The sequence below is a fragment of the Jiella marina genome (assembly GCF_024359545.1).
Lineage (GTDB): Bacteria > Pseudomonadota > Alphaproteobacteria > Rhizobiales > Rhizobiaceae > Jiella.
This window is the reverse complement of the sequence record NZ_JAKQZG010000015.1, coordinates 110,314-132,771: the sequence shown is the minus strand read 5'-3', so window position 1 is coordinate 132,771 and position 22,458 is coordinate 110,314. Positions and strand designations below refer to the sequence as shown.

The window sequence follows — 22,458 nt, the reverse complement described above, 5'->3', positions numbered from 1 at the left end:
AGGAAACGCGTTCCGGAGCGCCATGACAGCCCGATAGGGAGTGGGTTTTCGACGACGGCTCGCGGTCCCCAATCCGGTTGGAACCGGGGTCGCGAACCGCGGACGTCACACGATATAGCGGAGGCCGGATGCTCGACTGGAAGATCGGTGTCGAATGCGAGCTGCTCGCACCGCGCGGCCTGACCCGGCGGGACTACGCGGAACGGCTCGCCGCCGATTGCGGCGGATCGGTCCGACGGGTTCTGTTTCCCCAGTCCGAACCGAGCCTGGTTCCCGGCACGCCGGTCTTCTACAATCTCGTCCTCGGCTTCGACGTTTACGACACGTCGGGCCAGCGCATCGCGCGCTGCGTGGACGATCTCACGATCCAGGCCGATCTCGATCGTGAAGCCCCGTCGCGGCCGGGCTGGTTCCGGGTCCTCAGTGACGATGCGCGTCTTCTGCGGCTGCTTGAGCGTCATGGCGACCCGGACGCGGCGCTCGACGTGCTTCTCGACCCGGTCGGTGAACTCTTCGGCACGAGCCCCACCACCGATGACGGGACCATCTATCGCCTCGCCGACGCGTCGAACGCCTCGCTCATGCTGGCGGCGACACTACCTGGAGAGCGCGAGCGCCCCTGCGAACTGATCAGCGAGCCGATTTCATCCGACCATCGGGCGACGCTGAAGCGCCTGCTGGCTCCGGCACATGGGCTTGGTTTCCTGGTGCCTCAGGAAGCCGCGGTTCATATCCATTTCGACGCGGTCCGGATCCGCCACGCCCCTGTCTTCCGCCGCCTTGTCAAACTCGTCTCCCGCTTCGGCCCGGAGTTGCGCCAACTCGTCGAGACCAATCTGAGATGCGTGCGACTCGGGCCGCCGCCGGCGGGGCTGGCGGCGATCGTCGACGCGCCCGATTTCAACGGGCTGGACTGGCAGACGGTGCTCGCCCGTCTCTCGGAGATCGAATTCTCCAAATATGTCGACTTCAACCTGCTGAACGTCGTGGCGGACGTGCCCGGCAAGGCGACGCTGGAAGTGCGCATCCTGCCGGGATCGATGGATTCCGATCTGATCATCGACCAGGCCTGCCTTTTCGCCGCCATCCTTGACCACTGCCGCCAACCGGACGCCGCAGCGGCGGAATTCGCGGAAGCCGGCCAGTTCGCGGCTTTCATTGCGGCGCTGGACTTCGAGCCGGACGCGAAGAATCGCTGGACGGAAAGACTGAGCGCTCTCCCACCGATCGAGATTTCGCGTCCTTCCCGCCTGCAGCGGCTGGCGCAGCGATTGTCGTCGGGCTCCGATCGCTGAAACGCGAAAGCGGGCAAGGGTCACCCCTCGCCCGCCTCTTTCATGGGATGCATCCTTCGCTCAGCGGCGACCGATGACGTGAGCCATCATGATGCGGAACTTGCCGCCGCCGTACTGGCTGGCGATCGCGGCCGCCTTGGCCTTGGCGTCGCTCGACGTGCGGCCCCAATAGGCGGCAAGCTTCTCGGCATCGCGGTAGGACAGGCCGATATCGACGATGGAGCAGCGGACCGAGCGGGCGGTCGAGTCGATGTCGGCATTCAAGAGGCGCTGATTGCCCTGCAGGATCTTGCGTCCGATCACCGACTTGGCGCGGCTGACCGAAATGCCCCAGACGGCGGCGACCTTCTTGGCGTCGCAGTAATCGTAGGGGCTGCTGGCATAGGCCTGGTCTTCGCGAGAGATCGCGTTGGCGGTGTCGGCATTTCCGGCGACCCCGAGGAAGGGAATGATCGCGGCCATGATCTGGGCGGCGGTGGTGCGGTTGAGCTTGATCATCACAGTGTCTCCGAGTTTGGCTTCCTGCGGACGTTGGCGTTTCCTTCGTCCGTCGTTGACCAAAGCTACGAAAATGCCCGCCACGGGTCTGTGACGGGCATCACACCGCGATCTCGGCGGTCTGCAGCGTCCGATCTCGGCCTTGTGCCAAAGCTCGGCTTGCGCATCTCAGCCGCAGCCATTCTGCATGAAGACGGTGGACGGATCCTGCTGGATCATCCAGCCCGTGCGGTCGGCGAAGGAGACTTCGCACCACCACTCTCCGCCGCCGACTTCGACGCACTGACGCACGTCCATGCAGGTGCGTGCCTCGAAGGTGCCCATCTTCGGCGCGTTCATATCGGGCCGGGCGCGCACGTTCTGACGCACCTTGGTCTCGATGGAGGGGAACGTGTCGCTGTAGGGTGGAGGGGTGACGTCGAAGTCGGACGCGCAGGAGCCTGTCGCGATGTCGGCCGTGCACGCACGTGCGGCACCCAGGTTCGGAGCGGGCGCCTGTGAGGGCGCCGGCGAAGAACCGAACTGATCGGCGGGCGCCATGCTGATGGGGTCCCCGTCGCCGTAATAGCCCTCGTAGCCACCGCGGCCATTCGGTTCGAGGCGTGCCAGCGGCATCAACGCACCGGCGCTGTTCGCATATTCGAGGATGTAGGCCGACCCGTCAGTGCGCCAGGCCGCGAGATTGCCGAACCCGCCTTCCGCGCAACCCCGGCCCTTCACCAGGGCGCGGCTTTCCGCCCCCATGGGGACGTCCGAGAATTCCAGATAACAGCCGCCGCGGTCGGTCGACAGCACGAAGCCGTTCGACTGGGCGACAGCCGGCGTCATGCCGACGATCAGTGATGCGGCGGCGATGCTGACCATGGCGAGACGATGAAGCATGATCGACTTCCTCTTCCTGTGGACGGGCACGTGATGCTGGCCGAGCGGATCGGCATAGATCCCATCCGCACGGAACCACTCCGCTTTTTGCGTCAGGAGGCTTCGACGGCGAAGATTTCGGCGCAACGTGAGAGGCCGAAGCCCTCAGCCTCGGTGTCCCGGGAGATGACGAAATTGGTGATGGTGCCATCCGGGGCGGCGGTCAGTTGGACTTCGCAATAAAGGCGCTTTTCTTCGTAAGTCGGCTGAGGTTGCGCGCCGCCCAAAGCCCCGAGAAGCTGGGAAGGATCGAAGTTCACGCTGGCCGAGGAGCTCGTCGTGCGCCGCACCACCGTCCCGTCCGCCTCTACCGATTCCCGCGTGGTCGACTTCTCGTATTTGCGGCCGAAGGGCGATGTGTCGAACTGGTTCTGCTGAGGCCGAGGCGGCGGCGTGAGGTTCCGACGAACGGTCGTCTGGCCGCCGATCCAGGTGTAGATGGACCCGCCGTCGGCGCGCGGGAACTGCCGCATCGGCGGTCCGTAGGCGCTGAAGAACGCGTCCGAAGACTGGCCCACCCATCGCGTATTCATCGTGGACACGGCGTCCGACGTCGTCGCACAGCCCGCAAGCGACAGTCCAGCCACAGCAACCGCGGCCAGCAATGCTTTGAAGCGCATGACTATTTCCCCCTGGCAAGTCATCCCCGACAGGCTCCTTGCCGTTCGCAATGGGGCGGTAACATGTCGGATTTGACCCAGCGTCTCAGGGAGACGGCGCAGGGATGATATCGATGTGGATTTTTGGTCGGGACCTGCGAGAAAGCGGCAAATCCCGCTCCTGCGGAGACGCGGTCCATCCTCCAGCCGCCCGCTGGCGAAGCGTAGATGCTTCGCACTCGCGGAGTGCCTATCCGGACAGGAAGCACCGAAATAAGGCGGAGATGCGGTGCCGGCTACAATTCGGCGGAAAACGCCCGCATGGTCTTTATCCAGTTGCGCAGCCGGTAGTCGGCCGTCAGCACGTCCGGATCATAGCCAACGCGAACCAGATGCCGGAAATCCCGCGGCGTGATCTGGTATCTCCGTCGGAAAGCACGAGAGAAATGCGCATTGCTGCGAAAACCCGCCCGAGCGGCCACTTCCGCGATCGGCAGAGCTTGCCGATGGCGCGCAGCCAGGAGGTCGCGGGCATGTTCCAGCCGGAGCTTCTGAACCATGGCCATGAGCCCGCCGTCGATCTGCGCCAAGCGATAGATCGTCGCCCGAGAGACCCCGCAGGCGGCCGCGATCGTCTGAGGGTCCAGATCCTCGCGCGAGAGATTGCCTGCCAGCCAGTCGATCAGACGTTCGCGCAGGCTCGCTGCGATGCTCGCCCGGGAAGCGGAACTGGCTCCGCCCATGTCCTTCTGGCCCGACAGCACCGCCCCGACCGCCTCGACTCCGGCCGCGAACTCCTCCGGCGTCATCTCGCCGGTATTGTCGAATAGCGCTCGCAGATGGCGGCCGAGATTCGGCGCGATCGCCTCTCGGGCTGAGATGCTCGAGCAGGGCGTGATGCCCGGCAGGAAGGATTGCCACTGATCCCGCGGCACGACGAGCGTGAGATTGGCGAAGCTCGTGGCGCGGGTCTCCAAAGTCCGCGACAGATCCAGAATCGAAAAGTCACCCGGAGCGAGCGCGAGCTCCCGATCGCCGTTCACTCCGCAAAACCCGCCGCTGGTATAGTGCTGAAGGACGATGTGATCCCAGCCGCTCTCGCGAAGCCGGCTCGCATCGCGACGGAAGGATTGTGGCTGGGCACGCGTACGGGCAATCAGCGATTCGCCGACGGCCACGACCTCCGCCCTGCCCTCGAAGGTGTCGGCCCGGCCTTCGATTTCGACATCGAACATCGGACGGACCAATGTCCGCCAAGCTTCGAACCGTTCGACACCCGCGGCGCCGTCGATGGAAAAACTCGGACTATCGATCATCGGGGTGGCAGGATCGGCGATGTCGCCATTCTCTCTCTTTGGTTGTCTCTCCTACGAAAGCCGTTGGTCGCCCTTCAGTCAACTGACCATGGCAAGCATTCCGCGTACGGAAATCGAGTGCTCGGGCAAATCACCGCTGACGAACGCCAAAACCTGTGAGGTTTGCCGTGGCCGGGCTGTTTGGCCGCGGACCAACGGATGACAGACGAGAGCGCTACGGGCTAACAGCGAGAGATGAGCTTCACGATCACCTCCGAACGCAGTCTGCCGGAGCGCCTTGGCGCCACGATCGACAGTGACGGCGTCCATTTCGCCGTCTTTTCCGAGAATGCCGACGAGGTCGCGCTCTGCCTGTTCGATGCCGCGGGCACGGCCGAGGTCCAGCGGCTGGCGCTGCCCGGCGACAAGGGCGGCATTCGTTTCGGCTTCGTCCCGGGTCTGAGAGAAAGCGCACGCTACGGCTTTCGCGCCGAAGGCCCGTTCGATCCCGAGGCAGGCCATCGCTTCGATCCGTCCAAGCTTCTGGTCGATCCCTATGCGATCCGGCTCGACAGGCCCTTCTTGTACCACCCAGCGCTCGCCGCACCTCGGGAGCAAGGCGTCGATAGCGGGCCCTATGTGCCCCGCGCGATCGTCTCGCAATTGGGGCGCGACGCCACGCCCCTGCCCAATGCCACGCCGGGCTTCACCTATGAACTCCATGTGCGGGCATTTTCCCAGCGCCATCCGGCCATCCCGGCACCGCTTCGGGGCACGCTTGCAGCACTGGCCGAGCCTCAATTGCTCGACCATCTGGAGCAGATCGGCGTCGACACCGTCGAACTGATGCCCTGTGCGGCCTGGATGGACGAAACGCACCTGGTGAAGCTCGGCTTGACCAATGCCTGGGGTTACAACCCCATCCCCCATATGGCGCTCGACCCGCGCCTTGCACCCAACGGTCCAGCCGACATGCGCAGGGTCACCGACGCGCTTCATGCCCGCGGGATCCGAGTTCTCCTCGATGTGGTGTTCAACCATTCCGGGGAAGGTCCGGTCGAGGGGCCGACACTCAGCTATCGCGGGCTCGACAACGCGGTCTATTATCGCCACGCATCGGATGGATCGCTCGTCAACGATACGGGATGCGGCAACACCTTCGCCTGCGACCGCGCCCCGGTCACACGGCTCTTTGTCGACACGCTGCGCCATTACGTGCAGACGATGGGGATCGACGGCTTCCGCTACGATCTGGCGCCGGTTCTCGGCCGCAGCGACGATGGCTTTTCACCCGACGCCCCGCTCCTGACGGCAATCGGGACCGATCCGGTATTGAGGGACCGTATCCATGTGGCCGAATCCTGGGACATCGGGCCCGGCGGCTACCGGGTTGGCGAGTTCCCGCCGCCCTTCTTCGAGTGGCAAGACCAGTATCGCGACGATGTCCGCCGTTTCTGGCGTGGCCAGACACACATGGTGGGCGATCTCGCAACCCGTCTTGCCGGCTCTGAAGACATCTTCGGCGGCAAGGGCCGGCGTCCCTCAACGGGCGTCAACATGATCGCCCCGCATGACGGCTTCACCCTGGCCGACCTCACCATGTTCTCGCGCAAGCACAATCTTGCCAATGGCGAGCACAATCGCGACGGCCACGGCGACAATCACAGCTGGAACAATGGTGTCGAGGGCGCGACCGACGATCCGGCGGTCATCGAGGCGCGTGGCCGCGACATCCGCGCGATGCTAGCCACGCTGTTCGTTTCGCGCGGCAGCCTGATGATTGTGGCGGGCGACGAGTTCGGCCGCTCGCAACAGGGCAACAACAACGCCTATTGCCAGGACAACGAAATCCTGTGGCTCGACTGGGAAAGCGCAGACCCGGCCCTGATCGCGTATGTGACGAAGCTGGCGGCGCTGCGCCGTTTCCACCCGGCGCTGTCGGCAGACTGCTTTCTGACCGGCGGGATAGTCGAGGGAGGCGAGGTCGAGGACGTCATCTGGCTCAACGAGCATGCCGAGACGATGACCGAGCACGACTGGCACCAGGCCCGGCGGCACTTCCTCGGCATGAGTGTCTACGCTCCCCGGCGCGAGGAAGACGTCGAGAGCGAGCGGGCGCTCGTCTATCTCAACGCCGGCCATCACGACATCGACGCGCTGCTGCCGACGCCGCGACCGGACCATCGCTTCCGTCTGGAACTGCGCTCCGACCACCCTGACGAACCGCCACGCCCCATTGATCCGAAGGCACCGCTGCCGATCGCCAGACGATCCGTCGCCATTCTCCTGGAGGAAAGGTCACGGCGGTGAACGACGCCTGCATGGCGGCCCCGCGCTCGCTCAGAGGCTTTGGGATACCCGGCGCCGTCAGCGCTTGAGGACGAATACGGCCTGCTGCCCGAAGAGATTCCAGAACCACCAGGGCATCTTCATGCCCATCTTCTGGCCGGTCGCATTGATCGCCATCGCGGTCTCGACCGTCGCGCCGAGTTCTTCCGCCAGGGCCACGAAATCGCGGATCGTGCAAAAATGGATGTTGGGCGTCTCGTACCAGGCCTGGCTGAGATTTTTCGTCACCGGCATCCGCCCGCGCAGACCGACCCAGTATCGAATCGACCAATGGCCGAAATTGGGGAACGAGACGATCGCGCGTCCCCCGATCCGCAGGAGCTCGGCCAGCACGGTCTTGGGATTGTGGGTCGCCTGGATCGTCTGGGACAGGATGACATAGTCGAAACTGTCGTCGGGATAATAGACGAGGTCCTTGTCGGCATCGCCCTGAATGACCGAAAGCCCGCGTGCGACGCATTCGTTGACGCCAACCTGGCTGAGTTCGACGCCGCGGCCGTCGATCGAGCGGCGCATCTCAAGGAGCGACAGGAGCGCTCCGTCCCCACAACCGACGTCGAGCACGCGGGAGTAGGGTGCGACCAGTTCCGCGATCAGTTCGAGGTCGACGCGCGCCGTCGCGGGCGCTGTGACTAGCTCACTCGTGGCCGTTGAAGAGACCGCTCCGGTTTGCGCAGAAACGCTCACGAGGAAAGCCCCCTCGCCCGGGCAGCCGAAGAGACGAAACCGTTGATCGCATCGAAGAAGTGTGGCTCCTCCAGAAGAAACGCGTCGTGGCCACGATCGGTCTCGATCTCGACGAAGGAAACCGAGGCCGCCGCCGCGTTGAGAGCGTGGACCACGGCCCGATTCTCCTCGGTCGGAAACAGCCAGTCGGACGAGAAGGACACCAGGCAGAATCGCGTCTGCGACCCCCTGAACGCGCGGGCAAGGCTGCCACCGTAATCCGCTGCGATGTCGAAATAGTCCATCGCGCGGGTCATGTAGAGATAGGAGTTGGCATCGAAGCGGTCGACGAAGGTCATGCCCTGGTGGCGCAGGTAGCTCTCGATCTGGAAGTCGGCTTCGAAGCCGAATCCCAGCGTCTCGCGATCCTGCAGGTTGCGCCCGAACTTCCGGTGCAGCGCCATTTCCGACAGATAGGTCACGTGCGCGGTCATGCGGGCGACGGCGAGGCCCTTCACCGGTCGCTTGCCATGCGCGAAATAGCGACCGCCATGCCAGTCGGGATCGGCCATGACAGCCTGGCGGCCGACTTCGTGGAAGGCGATGTTCTGAGCGCAGTGGCGTGCGCCGGTCGCGATCGGCAACGCGGCAAACACCTTGTTGGGATAGCTCACCGTCCACTGCAGGACCTGCATGCCACCCATCGACCCACCGATGACGGCGAACAACGTGTCGATGCCGAGCTTCTCGACCAGCATGGCCTGGGCGCGCACCATGTCCCGGATCGTGATGACCGGCAGGGTGAGGCCGTAGGGTTCGCCGGTCTTGGGGTTGATCGAGGCCGGCCCCGTCGAGCCGAGACAACCGCCGAGGACGTTGGAACAGATGACGAAATAACGATCCGTGTCGATCGGCTTGCCGGGCCCGATGATCGAAGACCACCAGCCCGGCTTGCCCGTCACGGGCGATTGGCTGGCAGCATAGTGATCACCCGTCAGCGCATGACAGACAAGGATCGCGTTGGTCTTGCTGGCGTTGAGTGTGCCGTACGTATTGTAGGCCAGCTGGAAAGGCGCGAGGTCGACACCGGCATCGAGATGCAGCGGTTCGTCCGGGCCGAACTGGGCCACCGGGCTGGAGGGCTCGTAGACCTCTCGACTGCCGGCGCCGATTTCCAGATTTTCCCGGGCGATGTCGACCGTCATCGGCGATATCATCCTATCACGTTACGGCCCCTCAGCGAGGCCAGAGGCGTGCGTACAGTCGCCCTCGACCTTCAACACGTAGGAGATCTTAGCGAACGAGGGGGCCACCGCCAGCCCGTCACCGGCAATGCAGACATGATCCCGGCGGGCAGCGGACAGGCAGTCGGCGAGAGAATCGCAGCGGCGGGACACCGGCAGGGCGGCGTCCCCTGTCTTCGCTACGTAGCCGTGGCTCCCTAGCCTGCCAGGATGGACTCGATACTGTTCGTCACCGTATCGATCGGCGCCATCCCGTCGATCGTCTTCAGCGTTCCCTTGCAATGGTAGTAGCCGAGGAGCGGCGAGGTTTCCTTGTAGTAGGTGCGCAACCGCGAGCGCATGGTCTCGGCGTTGTCGTCAGGGCGCCGCTTGAAGTCGGTGGAGCCGCAATTGTCGCAAACGCCTTCCGCCTTCGGCTTATGATCCTCATCGTGATAGACCGCGCCGCATTTGGCGCAGGAAAACCGCCCCGAGACCCGCTTGACGAGGACCTCGTCTTCGACCCGCATCTCGATCACATGATCGAGTTTCAGCCCCCGCTCGGCAAGCAGCGCTTCGAGGGCGTCCGCCTGCTTCAGCGTGCGGGGATAGCCGTCGAGGATGAAGCCGTTCGCACAATCCGGCTGTTCGATCCGCTCCGCGACGATGGCGTTCACCACCTCGTCGGGAACCAGATCACCGGCGTCCATGATCGCCTTGGCCTTCTTCCCGACTTCGGTTTCGGCCGCCACGGCCGCCCGCAGCATGTCGCCGGTGGAAAGCTGCGGAATGTTGTGGCGATTGACCAGCCTTTGCGCCTGCGTGCCCTTCCCCGCGCCCGGCGGTCCTAGCAAAATCAGCTTCATCTGGCTCCCCGTTTCCCCCCTCTGAGCTTGGCTTTCTTCACGAGCCCTTCATACTGATGGGCCAGCAGATGCCCCTGAATCTGAGCCACCGTGTCCATCGTCACGCTGACGACGATGAGCAGCGACGTACCACCGAGATAGAACGGAACGCCGGCTGCGGAAATCAGGAATTCGGGCAGCAGGCAGATCAGGACCAGGTAGAGCGCGCCGACCACCGTAATGCGCGTCAAGACGTAGTCGATATACTCGGCCGTCCGTTCGCCCGGCCGAATGCCGGGAATGAAGCCGCCATGCTTCTTCAGATTGTCGGCAGTGTCCTTCGGATTGAAGACGACGGCCGTGTAGAAGAAGGCGAAGAAGGCGATCAGGCCCGCATAGAACAGCATGTAGAGCGGCTGGCCGTGCCCAAGCGCGGCGACGATCGCCGTGCCCCAGTCCGGCAGGTTCTCGGTATCGGCGAAATTCGCCACCGTCACCGGCAGGAGCAGAAGCGATGAGGCGAAGATTGGCGGAATGACGCCGGCGGTGTTCAGCTTCAGCGGCAGGTGCGACGTGTCACCCTGGAACATGCGGTTGCCCACCTGTCGCTTCGGATACTGGATCAGAAGACGGCGCTGGGCGCGCTCCATGAAAACGATGAAGGCGATGCAGGCGATCGCGACGACGATGACCAGCAGGATCACCGCGGTCGACAGAGCGCCCGTGCGGCCAAGTTCGAGGAGGTTGGCGATCGCGGCCGGCAGATGCGCGACGATGCCCGCGAAGATGATCAGCGAAATACCGTTGCCGATGCCGCGCGAGGTAATCTGTTCACCGAGCCACATCAGGAACATCGTACCGCCGACAAGCGTAATGACTGCCGAGATCCGGAAGAACCAGCCCGGATCGACGACGAGCCCTGCCTGCGTCTCCAACCCGACGGCAATGCCATAGGCCTGGAACGTCGCAAGCAGCACCGTGCCGTAACGGGTGTACTGGTTGATGACCTTACGGCCCTGCTCACCTTCCTTCTTCAGCTGTTCCAGCGAGGGAACGACCGAGGTCATCAGCTGAATGATGATCGAGGCGGAGATGTAGGGCATGATCCCGAGGGCGAAGATCGCCATGCGCCCGACGGCGCCGCCCGAGAACATGTTGAAGAGGCCGAGAATGCCGGTGGACTGCTGCTCGAAGGCTCGTGCGAGCGCTTCCGGATCGATGCCGGGCATGGGGATATACGTCCCCAGGCGATAGACGAGCAAAGCGCCAAGAGTGAACCAGATGCGCTTTTTCAGATCCTCGGCCTTGGCAAAAGCCGAAAAGTTGAGATTTGCGGCAAGTTGTTCCGCTGCCGATGCCATGACGAGGCGCTCTCCCGGTTGTCCCGATTGTTGGCCGGAAAGCGCGTCAGGGCGCCCGACCGAACTCGGGCAGACTGAACCGACCCTCTTCCCGAGAGTCCGTCAAATAAGCGGCGCGGCCTCGCCATGCAAGCATAGAGATGTCCCACCTTCGGGACAGGCGACGCTCGGCGTATGGTACGCACCGCAGGAAAACGATCGGCCGCATAAGCGGCCGACCGTGATGCATTGATATGGGTTTCGAGAAGCTGACGCTTACTCGGCCGCCTTCGCCGGTGCCGTCGTCGTCACCGAACCCCCGGCCTTCTCGACCTTCGCGACCGCCGACTTGGAGGCGCCCGCGACGGTGAGGGTCAGCTTGGCGGACAGATCGCCGTCGCCGAGGAGACGAACGCCATCCTTGGGACGGCGGACGATGCCCGCTTCGACCAGCGTCGCCAGATCGATCGGCGCGCTCGCGTCGAGCCGACCGGCGTCGACAGCCTGCTGCAGGCGCCCGACCGACACGACATTGTAATCCTTGGCGAAGATGTTGACGAAGCCACGCTTCGGCAGACGCCGATAAAGCGGCATCTGACCGCCCTCGAAGGCGTTGACGGCAACGCCCGAGCGCGACTTCTGACCCTTGACGCCCCGACCACCAGTCTTGCCACGGCCCGAACCGATGCCGCGACCGACGCGCTTGCGGGAGTGGGTGGCGCCCTCCTTGTCGGAAAGCTCGTTGAGTTTCATGTCCGTTCTCCTTGGCCGCGGCTGCCGCTCACACGGAGCGCCCGAACGGCCTGGCAAATGAGATTCGCTGATTGGCGGCCCTCCAAGGACCGAGCCACTGCAGCTTCCGAAGGCGGATTACGCCTCCTCGACGACTCGCACCATATGGGAGACCTTCGCGATCATTCCGCGAACGGCCGGCGTATCTTCCAGGGTACGGCGCCGGTTCATCTTGCCCAATCCGAGACCCACCAGCGTCTGACGCTGATCCTTCGGGCGGCGGATAGGGCTGCCGATCTGCTCGACGGTAACCGTCTTGCCGGCAGTCTTGCTCTTGGCCATGGTTTTGGCTCCTTCAAACAATAGCGCGGAAAGCCGGATTACTCGGCTGCGGCGGCTTCTTCGGCGGGCGCCTGCGCGGCGGCACCACCCTCGCGGCGGCGAGCCTGCAGCGTCGAATACTTGATGCCGCGACGAGCCGCGACGTCCTTCGGATGGGTGGCGTTCTTCAACGCGTCGAACGTGGCACGAACCATGTTGTAGGGGTTCGACGTGCCAAGCGACTTCGCGACCACGTCATGCATGCCGACCGCCTCGAACACCGCACGCATCGGGCCACCGGCGATGATACCCGTACCGGCCTCGGCCGCGCGCAGAATGACCTTGCCAGCGCCGTGGCGGCCGGTCACGTCATGGTGCAGCGTGCGGGCATCGCGCAGCGGCACGAAGATCAGATCGCGCTTGGCGGCTTCCGTCGCCTTGCGGATCGCCTCGGGCACTTCGCGCGCCTTGCCATGGCCGAAACCGACCCGGCCCTTCAAATCGCCGACGACGACGAGCGCGGCGAAGCCGAATCGACGGCCGCCCTTCACCACCTTGGCGACGCGGTTGATGTGAACGAGCTTGTCGACAAACCCGTCGTCATGATCGTCACGCCGATCATTGCGGTCATTACGAGGCGCCATATCCTAGTCCTTGTTCTTTTCCGGAGGCGTCCAGGGAACGGCCAGACGTTGCAGGCCGCAGCGAAACACGGCGGGTTTTGCCCGCCGTGTCGGAAACTTGTCGAACTCCTAGAAGTTCAGACCGGCCTCGCGGGCCGAATCGGCAACGGCCTTGACCCGGCCGTGATAGATGAACGCGCCGCGATCGAAAACGACGTCGGTGACACCGGCTTCCTTCGCGCGCTCGGCGACGAGCTTGCCGACAGCAGCCGCAGCGGCAACGTCGGCACCGGTCTTCAACTCGCCGCGCAGCGACGGCTCAAGCGACGATGCGGCGGCCAGCGTGCGGCCCGCTTCGTCGTCGATGACCTGGGCATAGATATTCTTGGAAGAGCGATGAACGGACAGCCGCGGACGGCCATTCGCCACCTTCTTCAATGAGCGGCGGATGCGCGAAGCACGGCGCCGGAGCGATTCCTTCGGAGTAGCCATGACGGACCTTACTTCTTCTTGCCTTCCTTGCGAACGATGGTCTCGTTCGCGTATTTCACGCCCTTGCCCTTGTAGGGCTCGGGAGAGCGATATTCGCGGATCTCGGACGCGACCTGGCCCACGCGCTGCTTGTCGATTCCCGACACGACGATCTCGGTCGGCTTGGGGACCTGGATCTGGATGCCTTCCGGCGTCTGGTAGACGACCTCGTGCGAAAAGCCCAGCGAAAGCTGCAGGTTCTTGCCCTGCATCGCGGCGCGATAACCCACGCCGCTGATCTCGAGCTTCTTCTCGAAGCCGGTCTTCACCCCGTTGAGGATGTTGGAGATCATCGTGCGCGACATGCCCCATTTTGACAGGGCCTGCTTGCTCTGATCGCGCGGGTCGACCTTGATCGCCCCTTCATCAAGCTTGACCAGAACCTCGTCGTTCACGACGAAGGAGAGCTCGCCCTTGGGACCCTTGGCCTTGACCGTCTGCCCTTCGACCGTGGCGGTAACGCCATCGGGAATGGCGACCGGCTTCTTACCAATACGAGACATTTCGAAACCCTGTCCGTTTCAGGCATGAAACCCGTTCTGCTTGGCCCAAGGCCGCGAGCGGGATCATGCTCGGCTCAATTACAGGAAACGGATCGACGCGCGAACCCGGTCGCGCCTCGATCCTTCCCAAGGCATGGTGCCTGCCCGATCAGAAGATCTGGCAGAGAACCTCGCCCCCCACATTGTGTTCACGCGCACTATGATCGGCCATCACGCCCTTCGGCGTCGAAAGCACCGAAATGCCCAGGCCATTGGCGACCTGCGGGATCGTCTTGGCCGACACATAGACGCGGCGACCCGGCTTGGACACGCGCGCAATCTCGCGGATGACCGGCTGGCCTTCGTAATACTTCAGCTCGATCTCGAACTCGGACTTGCCGTTGCCGAAATCGGTGTGCGTGTAGCCCCGGATATACCCTTCGTCCTTGAGAACGTCGAGCACACGGCCGCGCAGCTTGGAAGCGGGCGTGGAAACCGAGGACTTGTTACGCATGACCGCATTGCGGATGCGCGTCAGCATATCGCCGAGCGGATCAGACATCGACATGACGAACCTCCTTACCAGCTCGACTTCACGATGCCGGGGATCTGGCCGTTATTGCCGAGTTCCCGGAGCGCGATACGGCTCATCTTGAGCTTGCGATAGTAGGCGCGCGGACGCCCCGTCACTTCGCAGCGATTGCGGATGCGCACCTTCGAACCGTTGCGCGGCAGTTCGGCGAGCTCGAGCTGCGCCTTGAACCGCTCTTCCATCGGAAGCTCGCCGTTCTTGGTAATCGCCTTCAGAGCAGCCCGCTTGGCGGCGTACTTCGCCACCAGCTTTTCGCGGTGCTTGTTCTGTTCGATCATGCCCTTCTTGGCCATTCTATCGTCCTTTGCTCGTCTGCCGTTACAGGCTTCAGTTCTGACGGAAGGGGAAGTTGAACGCCTTGAGAAGGGCGCGTGCTTCCTCGTCGGTCTTGGCCGTCGTACAGACGATGATGTCCATGCCCCACATCTGATCAACCTTGTCGTAGTTGATCTCGGGGAACACGATGTGCTCCTTGATGCCCATGGCGAAGTTGCCGCGGCCATCGAAGCTCTTGGGGTTCAGGCCGCGGAAGTCGCGGACACGCGGCAGTGCGATCTGGATCAGACGATCCAGAAACTCGTACATGCGTTCGCGGCGAAGCGTGACCTTGCAGCCGATCGGCATGCCCTCGCGGACCTTGAAGCCGGCAATCGACTTCGAGGCGCGGGTGATCACCGGCTTCTGGCCGGCAATGCGCGCCAGGTCCTCGGCCGCCGTGGTCGGCTTCTTGGAATCGCCGGTGGCTTCACCGACGCCCATATTGATCACGATCTTGTCCAGACGCGGAACCTGCATGTTGTTCTCGTAGGAGAACTCTTCCTGCAGGGCCTTGCGAATGTCATCGCGATAAACGCGCTTCAGGCGCGGTTCGTAGGTGGCGGCTTCAGCCATTGATCTGTTCCCCCGAACGCTTGGCGACGCGCACCTTGGTGCCGTCTTCGAGAGTCTTGATGCCGATACGGGTCACCTTGCCGTCCTTCGGATCGGCGACGGCCAGATTCGACAGGTGGATCGGGGCTTCCTTGTTGACGATGCCGGCTTCCTGGGAAGCCGTCTGGCGCTGATGGCGCTTGACCATGTTCACGCCGCGCACCAAAGCGCGATCGTCCTTCGGCATCACCTGAATGACTTCACCCGACCGGCCCTTGTCCTTGCCGGCGAGCACGACGACCGTGTCGCCCTTGCGGATCTTCTGCATCGTCCGCTCTCCTCTTAAAGAACCTCGGGGGCGAGCGACACGATCTTCATGTGGTTCTTGCCGCGAAGTTCGCGGGGAACCGGCCCGAAGATACGAGTGCCGATCGGCTCCTTCTTGTTGTCGATCAGGACGGCGGCGTTCGAATCGAACCGAATCACCGAACCGTCGGCGCGACGGATGTCCTTGGCGGTACGAACCACCACGGCCTTCATCACGTCGCCCTTCTTGACGCGGCCACGCGGGATCGCCTCCTTGACGGACACGACGATGACGTCGCCGACCGAGGCGTATTTCCGCTTCGAGCCGCCCAGAACCTTGATGCACATGACACGACGCGCGCCGGAATTGTCCGCGACGTCGAGGTTTGTTTGCATCTGAATCATGTCAGGCCGCCTTCAAAAGCTTGCCGCCGGAAAGCGCCTGTTCGGCGCGGGACCGGCGATGATGTTCAACTTGCCGCTTGGGCCGTTTCCGTCGCAACGACGACCCAGTTCTTGTCCTTCGAAATCGGACGAGATTCCTGGATGGAGACGATATCGCCGACCTTGTACTGGTTGGCTTCGTCATGCGCCTTGTACTTCTTGGAGCGGCGCACCGTCTTCTTGAACAGCGGGTGGGTGAAACGGCGTTCCACCAGCACAACCACCGTCTTGTCGTTCTTGTCGGAGACGACAGTCCCTTGCAGAATGCGTTTCGGCATTGTCTCGTCCTTTAGGCCTTGGCGGTGTCCGCCTTGGCGCGGGCAATCGTCTTGATCCGGGCGATGTCACGCCGAACCTGCCTGACGCGCGCGGTGTTTTCGAGCTGACCCGTGGCCTGCTGGAAACGCAGATTGAACTGCTCTTTCTTCAGCTTGGCGAGCTCGTCGGTGAGTTCGTCCTGGGTCATGGCTCTGACGTCGGAAGCTTTCACGTCAAACTCTCCTTATTCGGCGATGCGCTGGATGAAGCGCGTACGAACCGACAGCTTCGCGGCACCGAGGCGCAGGGCCTCGCGGGCGATGTCCTCGGGAACGCCGTCGATCTCGAACATGACGCGGCCGGGATGAACCCGGGCGGCCCAGTAGTCGACGGAACCCTTGCCCTTACCCATTCGAACTTCGGTCGGCTTCGAGGTCACGGGAAGGTCCGGGAAGATCCGGATCCACACACGGCCCTGACGCTTCATCTGACGCGTAATGGCGCGGCGAGCGGCCTCGATCTGCCGGGCGGTGACCCGATCCGGCTCAAGGGCCTTCAGACCATAGGCGCCGAAATTCAACGCGGTCCCGCCCTTCGCCGCACCGTGAATGCGTCCCTTGAACGCCTTGCGGTATTTGGTGCGCTTTGGCTGCAGCATCTTCTAAACTCCGAATTCTAAAGGCGCTCAGGCGTGCTCGCGACGGCGACCGCCGCCCTGATTGCCCTCGCCCTCGACCTGACGCCGCTCGGCAGCCATCGGATCGTGTTCGAGGATCTCGCCCTTGAAGATCCAAACCTTGACGCCGCAGATGCCGTAGGCGGTCTCGGCTTCGGCCGTGCCGTAGTCGATATCCGCACGAAGCGTATGCAGCGGCACCCGGCCCTCGCGGTACCACTCGGTGCGCGCGATTTCCGCGCCGCCGAGACGGCCGCCGCAATTGATACGGATGCCTTCGGCCCCGAGGCGCATCGCAGACTGAACCGCCCGCTTCATCGCCCGGCGGAACGCCACGCGGCGCTCCAGCTGCTGAGCGATCGACTGGGCGACCAGGGTCGCATCGGTCTCGGGCTTGCGCACCTCGACGATGTTGATGTGCGTCTCGGCCTTGGTCATCTGCGTCAGCTTGCGACGCAGCTTCTCAATGTCGGCACCCTTCTTGCCGATCACAATACCCGGACGAGCCGAGTGGATGGTGATCCGGCACTTTTTATGCGGGCGCTCGATGACGACCTTGGAAACCGCAGCCTGCTTGAGTTCCTTCAAGAGGTAATTGCGGATCTTCAGGTCTTCGTGCAGCAGCTGGCCATACTCGGCCTTGTCCGCGAACCAGCGCGAATCCCAGGTCCGATTGATGCCGAGCCTGAGGCCGGTCGGATTGACTTTCTGACCCATTACGCGGCCTCCTCGATTTCCTCGACTTCGCGCACGACGATGGTCAGATGCGCGAAGGGCTTCTCCACCCGGCTCGCACGACCGCGACCGCGGGCATGGAAGCGCTTCATGGTGATCGACTTGCCCACGTAAGCCTCGGCAACCACCAGCGAATCGACGTCGAGATCATGGTTGTTCTCGGCGTTGGCGATTGCGCTTTCCAACGTCTTCTTCACCGTCTCGGCGATCCGCTTGCGCGAGAAGGTCAGTTCGGCCAGCGCCGTGTCGACCTTCTTGCCGCGGATCAGCTGCGCGACGAGATTGAGTTTCTGCGGGCTGACGCGGATGGAACGGGCGACAGCCTTCGCCTCGTTGTCCGACAGCCGACGCTCGGCTTTCGCCTTGCCCATGGTTTACTTCCTCTTCGCCTTCTTGTCGGCGCCGTGGCCGTAATAGGTGCGGGTCGGTGCGAACTCGCCGAACTTGTGTCCGACCATGTCCTCGTTCACCGACACCGGAACATGCTTGGAACCGTTGTAGACGCCGAAGGTCAGGCCGACGAATTGCGGCAAAATGGTCGAGCGACGGCTCCAAATCTTGATGACGTCGTTGCGACCGCTCGAACGGGCCTTGTCGGCCTTCTTCAGAAGAAAGCCATCGACGAACGGGCCCTTCCAGACAGAACGTGCCATGAGAGCTTTCCTTACTTCTTGCGCTGATGGCGCGAGCGCATGATGAACTTGTCGGTCGCCTTGTTCTGGCGCGTGCGCTTGCCCTTGGTCGGCTTGCCCCAGGGGCTCACCGGATGGCGGCCGCCGGAGGTGCGGCCTTCACCGCCACCGTGCGGGTGGTCGACCGGGTTCATCGCAACGCCGCGAACATGCGGCCGCTTGCCGAGCCAGCGCGAGCGGCCCGCCTTGCCGTTGTTGATGTTGCCGTGGTCGGGGTTCGACACAGCACCGACCGTTGCAAAACAGTTCGACGGCACCAGGCGCTGTTCGCCCGAGTTCAGGCGCAGGATCGCCATGCCCTGGTCACGGCCGACGAGCTGTGCGTAGGACCCGGCCGAGCGCGCGATCTGACCACCCTTCTCCGGCTTCATTTCCACATTGTGGATGATGGTGCCGACCGGGATCGCCGAAAGCGGCATCGCATTGCCCGGCTTCACGTCGACGCCGGACATGCCGGCGACGACCGTGTCGCCCGCCGAAAGACGCTGCGGAGCCAGGATGTAGGCCAGCTCGCCATCGGAATACTTGACCAGGGCGATGAACGCCGTCCGGTTCGGATCGTATTCGATCCGCTCGACGATGCCTTCAACGTCGAGCTTGCGACGCTTGAAGTCGACGATGCGGTAGGTGCGCTTGTGACCACCACCCTGATAGCGGGCTGTCACGCGGCCGGTGTTGTTGCGGCCACCCTTCTGCGACAGGCCCTCGGTCAGATGCTTGACCGGCTTGCCCTTGTGGAGGCCCGAACGGTCGACGATGACCAGCTGACGCTGGCTCGGCGTGTTCGGCTTGAAATTCTTCAGTGCCATGTGCCTATTCCTCCGGTCCCGCTCAGAGTCCGGTCGAGACGTCGATGGACTGGCCCTCGGCCAGCGTCACGACGGCTTTCTTCTTGTCGCTCTGGCGACCAATCCGACCGCGGAAGCGCTTGACCTTGCCCTTGCGAACCAGCGTGTTCACAGCGGCGACCTTGACGTTGAACAGGTTCTCGACTGCCGCCTTGATCTCGGGCTTCGTCGCCGTCTTCGGAACGTTGAAGACGACCTGGTTCGATTCCGACTGCAGCGTCGACTTCTCGGTGATCACCGGCGAGGTGATGACGTCGTAATGGCGCAGATCGGTCATTTGAACCGCTCCTCGAGAGCTTCGACGGCCGCCTTGGACAGAACCAGCGTCTGGCGGCGCAGAATGTCGTAAACATTGATGCCCTGAACCGGCAGGACGTCGATGTGCGGAATGTTGCGCGCCGACCGCGAGAAGTTCTCGTCGATCTCCGCGCCGCCGATGATCAGCGCATTGGCAAGACCCAGATCAGCGAACTGCTTCGCGGTCGCCTTGGTCTTGGCCTCGGCCGACTTCAGCTCGTCGACGATGATGAGACCGCCGGACTTCGCCTTGGCCGAAAGGGCGTGCTTCAGCGCCAGCGCCCGCACCTTCTTGGGAAGGTCGTGGGCATGGCTCCGCGACACAGGGCCGTGGGCCTTGCCGCCGCCGCGGAACTGCGGAGCGCGGGCCGAGCCGTGACGGGCACGACCGGTGCCCTTCTGCCGGTAGAGCTTCGCGCCAGTCCGGGCGATCTCCGAACGGCCGAGCGACTGATGCGTGCCCTGCTGGCGCTTGGCAAGCTGCCAGCGCACCATGCGCTGGAGAATGTCGTCGCGCGGCTCCAGACCGAAGATGTCGTCGGCGAGGGTCGCCTTGCCGGCGTCCGACCCGTCGAGGCTTTTGATCGTGATATCCATTACTCAGCACCCTCGGTCTCGGCCGCTTCGGCCTGCGCCGCCCCATCGGCTGCACCGCGGAGCGCGGCCGGCTTCGGCGCGTTCTCCGGCAGCGAAGCCTTCACGGCGTCGCGAATCTCGATCCAACCGCCCTTCGAGCCCGGCACGGCGCCGCGCACGAGGATCAGGCCCTTTTCGGGATCCGTGCGGACGATCTCCAGGTTCTGGGTGGTCACCCGCACCTGGCCCATGTGACCGGCCATCTTCTTGTTCTTGAAGACCTTGCCGGGATCCTGGCGCTGACCGGTCGAACCGTGCGAACGGTGCGAAACGGATACGCCGTGGGTGGCGCGCAGACCGCCGAAATTGTGCCGCTTCATCGCACCGGCAAAACCCTTACCGATGGAGGTCCCGGTCACGTCGACCATCTGTCCGGCGACGAAATGATCGGCGGTGATCTCGGACCCGACGTCGATCATGTTGTCTTCGGAGACGCGAAACTCGACGAGCTTGCGCTTGGGCTCGACCGAGGCCTGCGCGAAGACGCCGCGCATGGCCTTGGACGTGTTCTTCACCTTGGCGAGACCCGCACCGAGCTGAACGGCAGTGTAGCCGTTCTTCTCAGCGGTCCGCTGGGCGACGACCTGCAGGTTCTCGACCTTCAGGACGGTGACCGGAACATGCTCGCCGGCGTCGTTGTAGACGCGGGTCATGCCGACCTTCTGTGCAATCACACCTGAACGCATGGGCGTTATCCTTCCCGTGCTCGGATCAGAGCTTGATCTCGACATCAACGCCAGCGGCGAGATCGAGCTTCATCAGCGCATCGACCGTCTGCGGCGTCGGATCGACGATGTCGAGGAGCCGCTTGTGGGTGCGCATTTCGAACTGCTCGCGCGACTTCTTGTCGATGTGCGGCGAGCGGTTGACCGTGAACTTCTCGATCCGCGTCGGCAGCGGGATCGGCCCGCGCACATTCGCGCCGGTGCGCTTGGCCGTCGACACGATCTCGCGCGTCGAAGCGTCGAGGACCCGATGGTCGAACGCCTTCAGACGGATGCGGATATTCTGGCCGTTCATGTTCTATTGTCCTCTGTCGGAAGCGACCGGCACGCCAGCCCTTTTCCGAACGCTTGTTCTTTCAAGGCAGCCAAGTTCGAAAACGGGACCTCGTCCCGCTACCGCCCTTCGGCGGCAAAGGGCCGGCGCTGGCGGAACACTCCGCGGCGCGCCGGCCCTGACGCGTCACTTACTCGACGATGCTCGCGACGATACCCGCGCCGACGGTGCGGCCGCCTTCGCGGATCGCGAATCGCAGCTTCTCTTCCATCGCGATCGGAACGATCAGCGTGACATCCATCGTCACGTTGTCGCCCGGCATCACCATCTCGGTCCCCTCGGGAAGCGTCACGACACCCGTCACGTCCGTCGTGCGGAAGTAGAACTGCGGACGGTAGTTCGTGAAGAACGGCGTATGACGTCCGCCCTCTTCCTTCGTCAGGATGTAGGCTTCCGCCTTGAACTTTGTGTGCGGCTTCACCGAACCCGGCTTGCACAGGACCTGACCGCGCTCGACGCCTTCACGGTCGATACCGCGGATCAGCGCGCCGATATTGTCGCCCGCCTGGCCCTGATCGAGCAGCTTGCGGAACATCTCGACACCGGTCACCGTCGTCTTGCGCGTGTCCTTGATGCCGACGATCTCGACTTCCTCGCCGACCTTGATGATCCCGCGCTCGACGCGGCCCGTCACCACCGTGCCACGACCCGAGATCGAGAACACGTCCTCGATCGGCATCAGGAACGGCTGGTCAACCGGACGCTCCGGCGTCGGGATGTAGGCGTCGACCTCGGCCATCAGCTTCTTGACCGCTTCCTCGCCGATCTCCTTGTTGGAGTCTTCCAGAGCCGCAAGCGCCGAACCCTTGACGATCGGAATGTCGTCGCCCGGGAACTCGTAGGACGACAGAAGCTCGCGAACCTCGAGCTCGACCAGCTCCAGGAGCTCCTCGTCGTCGACCTGGTCGACCTTGTTGAGGAACACGACGATCGCCGGAACGCCGACCTGACGGGCGAGCAGGATGTGCTCGCGGGTCTGCGGCATCGGGCCGTCAGCCGCCGAGACCACCAGGATCGCGCCGTCCATCTGCGCCGCACCGGTGATCATGTTCTTCACATAGTCGGCGTGGCCAGGGCAGTCGACGTGAGCGTAGTGACGGCTCTCCGTCTCGTACTCGACGTGCGCGGTCGAGATCGTGATGCCGCGCGCCTTCTCTTCCGGCGCCGCGTCGATCTGGTCATAGGCGCGATAGTCGCCGAAGTACTTCGTGATCGCCGCCGTCAGGGACGTCTTGCCGTGGTCGACGTGACCGATCGTCCCGATGTTCACATGCGGCTTCGTCCGCTCAAACTTGCTCTTGGCCATCTTGCCACTCCGTTTAATT

At 63.6% G+C, this 22,458-nt stretch carries 32 protein-coding genes; 2 read left to right on the top strand and 30 right to left on the bottom strand.

Translation table 11 applies throughout. From position 1 onward, the window contains the following. The first annotated feature begins 128 nt into the window (after window positions 1-128). The gene (locus MF134_RS21430; protein WP_255341448.1) at window positions 129-1,295 is read left to right on the top strand and encodes an amidoligase family protein; all 1,167 of its coding nucleotides are present in this window, start codon (window positions 129-131) and stop codon (window positions 1,293-1,295) included. Between the two features lie 60 nt (window positions 1,296-1,355). Here the strand turns inward: MF134_RS21430 and MF134_RS21425 are convergent, their stop codons facing one another. The 4 genes from MF134_RS21425 to MF134_RS21410 form a co-directional block, all read right to left on the bottom strand. Next, window positions 1,356-1,793: a hypothetical protein gene (locus tag MF134_RS21425; protein WP_255341447.1), complete on the bottom strand. Its 438-nt coding sequence runs from the start codon at window positions 1,791-1,793 to the stop codon at window positions 1,356-1,358. Between the two features lie 168 nt (window positions 1,794-1,961). After that, window positions 1,962-2,675 carry an SH3 domain-containing protein gene (locus MF134_RS21420; protein ID WP_255341446.1) on the bottom strand — a complete coding sequence of 238 codons (714 nt, stop codon included), beginning with the start codon at window positions 2,673-2,675 and terminating at the stop codon, window positions 1,962-1,964. 92 nt (window positions 2,676-2,767) lie between these two features. Continuing rightward, on the bottom strand, window positions 2,768-3,334 hold the full coding sequence (locus MF134_RS21415; RefSeq protein WP_255341445.1) for a hypothetical protein: 567 nt from the start codon (window positions 3,332-3,334) through the stop codon (window positions 2,768-2,770). A gap of 275 nt (window positions 3,335-3,609) precedes the next feature. Then, the gene (locus tag MF134_RS21410; RefSeq protein ID WP_255341444.1) at window positions 3,610-4,629 is read right to left on the bottom strand and encodes an AraC family transcriptional regulator; all 1,020 of its coding nucleotides are present in this window, start codon (window positions 4,627-4,629) and stop codon (window positions 3,610-3,612) included. Window positions 4,630-4,863: 234 nt separating this feature from the next. On the opposite strand from MF134_RS21410, the gene glgX reads away from it, so the two are divergent. Then, window positions 4,864-6,918, top strand: a complete 2,055-nt coding sequence (glgX, locus tag MF134_RS21405; protein WP_255341443.1) for a glycogen debranching protein GlgX — start codon at window positions 4,864-4,866, stop codon at window positions 6,916-6,918. A gap of 57 nt (window positions 6,919-6,975) precedes the next feature. On the opposite strand, the gene metW is transcribed toward glgX, so the two are convergent. From metW to tuf, 26 genes are all read right to left on the bottom strand, one after another. Further along, entirely contained in the window at window positions 6,976-7,644 is a 669-nt protein-coding gene (gene metW, locus MF134_RS21400; RefSeq protein WP_255341442.1) for a methionine biosynthesis protein MetW, read from the bottom strand. Then, window positions 7,641-8,828, bottom strand: coding sequence for a homoserine O-acetyltransferase MetX (gene metX, locus MF134_RS21395; RefSeq protein WP_255341441.1), 1,188 nt, complete (start codon window positions 8,826-8,828; stop codon window positions 7,641-7,643). Before metX ends, metW begins: the two co-directional genes overlap by 4 nt. A 236-nt stretch (window positions 8,829-9,064) precedes the next feature. After that, the gene (locus MF134_RS21390; RefSeq protein ID WP_255341440.1) at window positions 9,065-9,712 is read right to left on the bottom strand and encodes an adenylate kinase; all 648 of its coding nucleotides are present in this window, start codon (window positions 9,710-9,712) and stop codon (window positions 9,065-9,067) included. Then, window positions 9,709-11,052: a preprotein translocase subunit SecY gene (secY, locus tag MF134_RS21385; RefSeq protein WP_255341439.1), complete on the bottom strand. Its 1,344-nt coding sequence runs from the start codon at window positions 11,050-11,052 to the stop codon at window positions 9,709-9,711. The genes MF134_RS21390 and secY overlap by 4 nt, the downstream gene beginning before the upstream one ends. Window positions 11,053-11,307: 255 nt before the next feature. Further along, window positions 11,308-11,784: a 50S ribosomal protein L15 gene (rplO, locus tag MF134_RS21380; protein ID WP_255341438.1), complete on the bottom strand. Its 477-nt coding sequence runs from the start codon at window positions 11,782-11,784 to the stop codon at window positions 11,308-11,310. Between the two features lie 117 nt (window positions 11,785-11,901). After that, window positions 11,902-12,105 carry a 50S ribosomal protein L30 gene (rpmD, locus tag MF134_RS21375; RefSeq protein WP_255341437.1) on the bottom strand — a complete coding sequence of 68 codons (204 nt, stop codon included), beginning with the start codon at window positions 12,103-12,105 and terminating at the stop codon, window positions 11,902-11,904. A 38-nt stretch (window positions 12,106-12,143) separates the two neighbouring features. Continuing rightward, entirely contained in the window at window positions 12,144-12,728 is a 585-nt protein-coding gene (gene rpsE, locus MF134_RS21370) for a 30S ribosomal protein S5 (protein ID WP_255341436.1), read from the bottom strand. A 108-nt stretch (window positions 12,729-12,836) separates the two neighbouring features. Further along, window positions 12,837-13,199, bottom strand: a complete 363-nt coding sequence (gene rplR / locus MF134_RS21365; protein WP_255341435.1) for a 50S ribosomal protein L18 — start codon at window positions 13,197-13,199, stop codon at window positions 12,837-12,839. An 8-nt stretch (window positions 13,200-13,207) separates the two neighbouring features. Beyond that, window positions 13,208-13,741 carry a 50S ribosomal protein L6 gene (gene rplF / locus MF134_RS21360; RefSeq protein ID WP_255341434.1) on the bottom strand — a complete coding sequence of 178 codons (534 nt, stop codon included), beginning with the start codon at window positions 13,739-13,741 and terminating at the stop codon, window positions 13,208-13,210. Between the two features lie 148 nt (window positions 13,742-13,889). Further along, a complete protein-coding gene (gene rpsH, locus MF134_RS21355) occupies window positions 13,890-14,288 on the bottom strand; it encodes a 30S ribosomal protein S8 (RefSeq protein ID WP_255341433.1) in 399 nt (132 codons plus the stop codon). Window positions 14,289-14,299: 11 nt separating this feature from the next. Continuing rightward, window positions 14,300-14,605 (bottom strand): 30S ribosomal protein S14, encoded by a 306-nt coding sequence (gene rpsN, locus MF134_RS21350; RefSeq protein WP_255341432.1) that lies wholly within the window; start codon window positions 14,603-14,605, stop codon window positions 14,300-14,302. 34 nt (window positions 14,606-14,639) lie between these two features. Continuing rightward, window positions 14,640-15,203 (bottom strand): 50S ribosomal protein L5, encoded by a 564-nt coding sequence (gene rplE, locus MF134_RS21345; protein WP_255341431.1) that lies wholly within the window; start codon window positions 15,201-15,203, stop codon window positions 14,640-14,642. Continuing rightward, complete coding sequence (rplX, locus tag MF134_RS21340) at window positions 15,196-15,510, bottom strand: 50S ribosomal protein L24 (protein WP_255341430.1); 315 nt, start codon at window positions 15,508-15,510, stop codon at window positions 15,196-15,198. Before rplX ends, rplE begins: the two co-directional genes overlap by 8 nt. A 14-nt stretch (window positions 15,511-15,524) precedes the next feature. Further along, complete coding sequence (gene rplN, locus MF134_RS21335; RefSeq protein WP_083594041.1) at window positions 15,525-15,893, bottom strand: 50S ribosomal protein L14; 369 nt, start codon at window positions 15,891-15,893, stop codon at window positions 15,525-15,527. Between the two features lie 65 nt (window positions 15,894-15,958). Further along, complete coding sequence (rpsQ, locus tag MF134_RS21330) at window positions 15,959-16,210, bottom strand: 30S ribosomal protein S17 (RefSeq protein ID WP_255341429.1); 252 nt, start codon at window positions 16,208-16,210, stop codon at window positions 15,959-15,961. 11 nt (window positions 16,211-16,221) lie between these two features. After that, window positions 16,222-16,422 (bottom strand): 50S ribosomal protein L29, encoded by a 201-nt coding sequence (rpmC, locus tag MF134_RS21325; RefSeq protein WP_255341428.1) that lies wholly within the window; start codon window positions 16,420-16,422, stop codon window positions 16,222-16,224. 12 nt (window positions 16,423-16,434) lie between these two features. Further along, on the bottom strand, window positions 16,435-16,848 hold the full coding sequence (rplP, locus tag MF134_RS21320; protein ID WP_255341427.1) for a 50S ribosomal protein L16: 414 nt from the start codon (window positions 16,846-16,848) through the stop codon (window positions 16,435-16,437). Between the two features lie 27 nt (window positions 16,849-16,875). Beyond that, window positions 16,876-17,583 (bottom strand): 30S ribosomal protein S3, encoded by a 708-nt coding sequence (rpsC, locus tag MF134_RS21315; RefSeq protein ID WP_255341426.1) that lies wholly within the window; start codon window positions 17,581-17,583, stop codon window positions 16,876-16,878. Next, window positions 17,583-17,972, bottom strand: coding sequence for a 50S ribosomal protein L22 (gene rplV, locus MF134_RS21310; RefSeq protein WP_255341425.1), 390 nt, complete (start codon window positions 17,970-17,972; stop codon window positions 17,583-17,585). Before rplV ends, rpsC begins: the two co-directional genes overlap by 1 nt. Before the next feature lie 3 nt (window positions 17,973-17,975). After that, complete coding sequence (gene rpsS, locus MF134_RS21305; RefSeq protein ID WP_255341424.1) at window positions 17,976-18,254, bottom strand: 30S ribosomal protein S19; 279 nt, start codon at window positions 18,252-18,254, stop codon at window positions 17,976-17,978. An 11-nt stretch (window positions 18,255-18,265) separates the two neighbouring features. After that, entirely contained in the window at window positions 18,266-19,102 is an 837-nt protein-coding gene (gene rplB, locus MF134_RS21300) for a 50S ribosomal protein L2 (RefSeq protein WP_255341423.1), read from the bottom strand. 22 nt (window positions 19,103-19,124) lie between these two features. Further along, on the bottom strand, window positions 19,125-19,418 hold the full coding sequence (locus tag MF134_RS21295) for a 50S ribosomal protein L23 (protein WP_255341422.1): 294 nt from the start codon (window positions 19,416-19,418) through the stop codon (window positions 19,125-19,127). Further along, on the bottom strand, window positions 19,415-20,035 hold the full coding sequence (rplD, locus tag MF134_RS21290; RefSeq protein WP_255341421.1) for a 50S ribosomal protein L4: 621 nt from the start codon (window positions 20,033-20,035) through the stop codon (window positions 19,415-19,417). Before rplD ends, MF134_RS21295 begins: the two co-directional genes overlap by 4 nt. Next, on the bottom strand, window positions 20,035-20,760 hold the full coding sequence (gene rplC, locus MF134_RS21285; protein ID WP_255341420.1) for a 50S ribosomal protein L3: 726 nt from the start codon (window positions 20,758-20,760) through the stop codon (window positions 20,035-20,037). Before rplC ends, rplD begins: the two co-directional genes overlap by 1 nt. A gap of 25 nt (window positions 20,761-20,785) precedes the next feature. Beyond that, the gene (rpsJ, locus tag MF134_RS21280) at window positions 20,786-21,094 is read right to left on the bottom strand and encodes a 30S ribosomal protein S10 (RefSeq protein WP_007066362.1); all 309 of its coding nucleotides are present in this window, start codon (window positions 21,092-21,094) and stop codon (window positions 20,786-20,788) included. 169 nt (window positions 21,095-21,263) lie between these two features. Further along, window positions 21,264-22,439, bottom strand: coding sequence for an elongation factor Tu (gene tuf, locus MF134_RS21275; protein WP_255341401.1), 1,176 nt, complete (start codon window positions 22,437-22,439; stop codon window positions 21,264-21,266). Window positions 22,440-22,458: the final 19 nt, after the last annotated feature.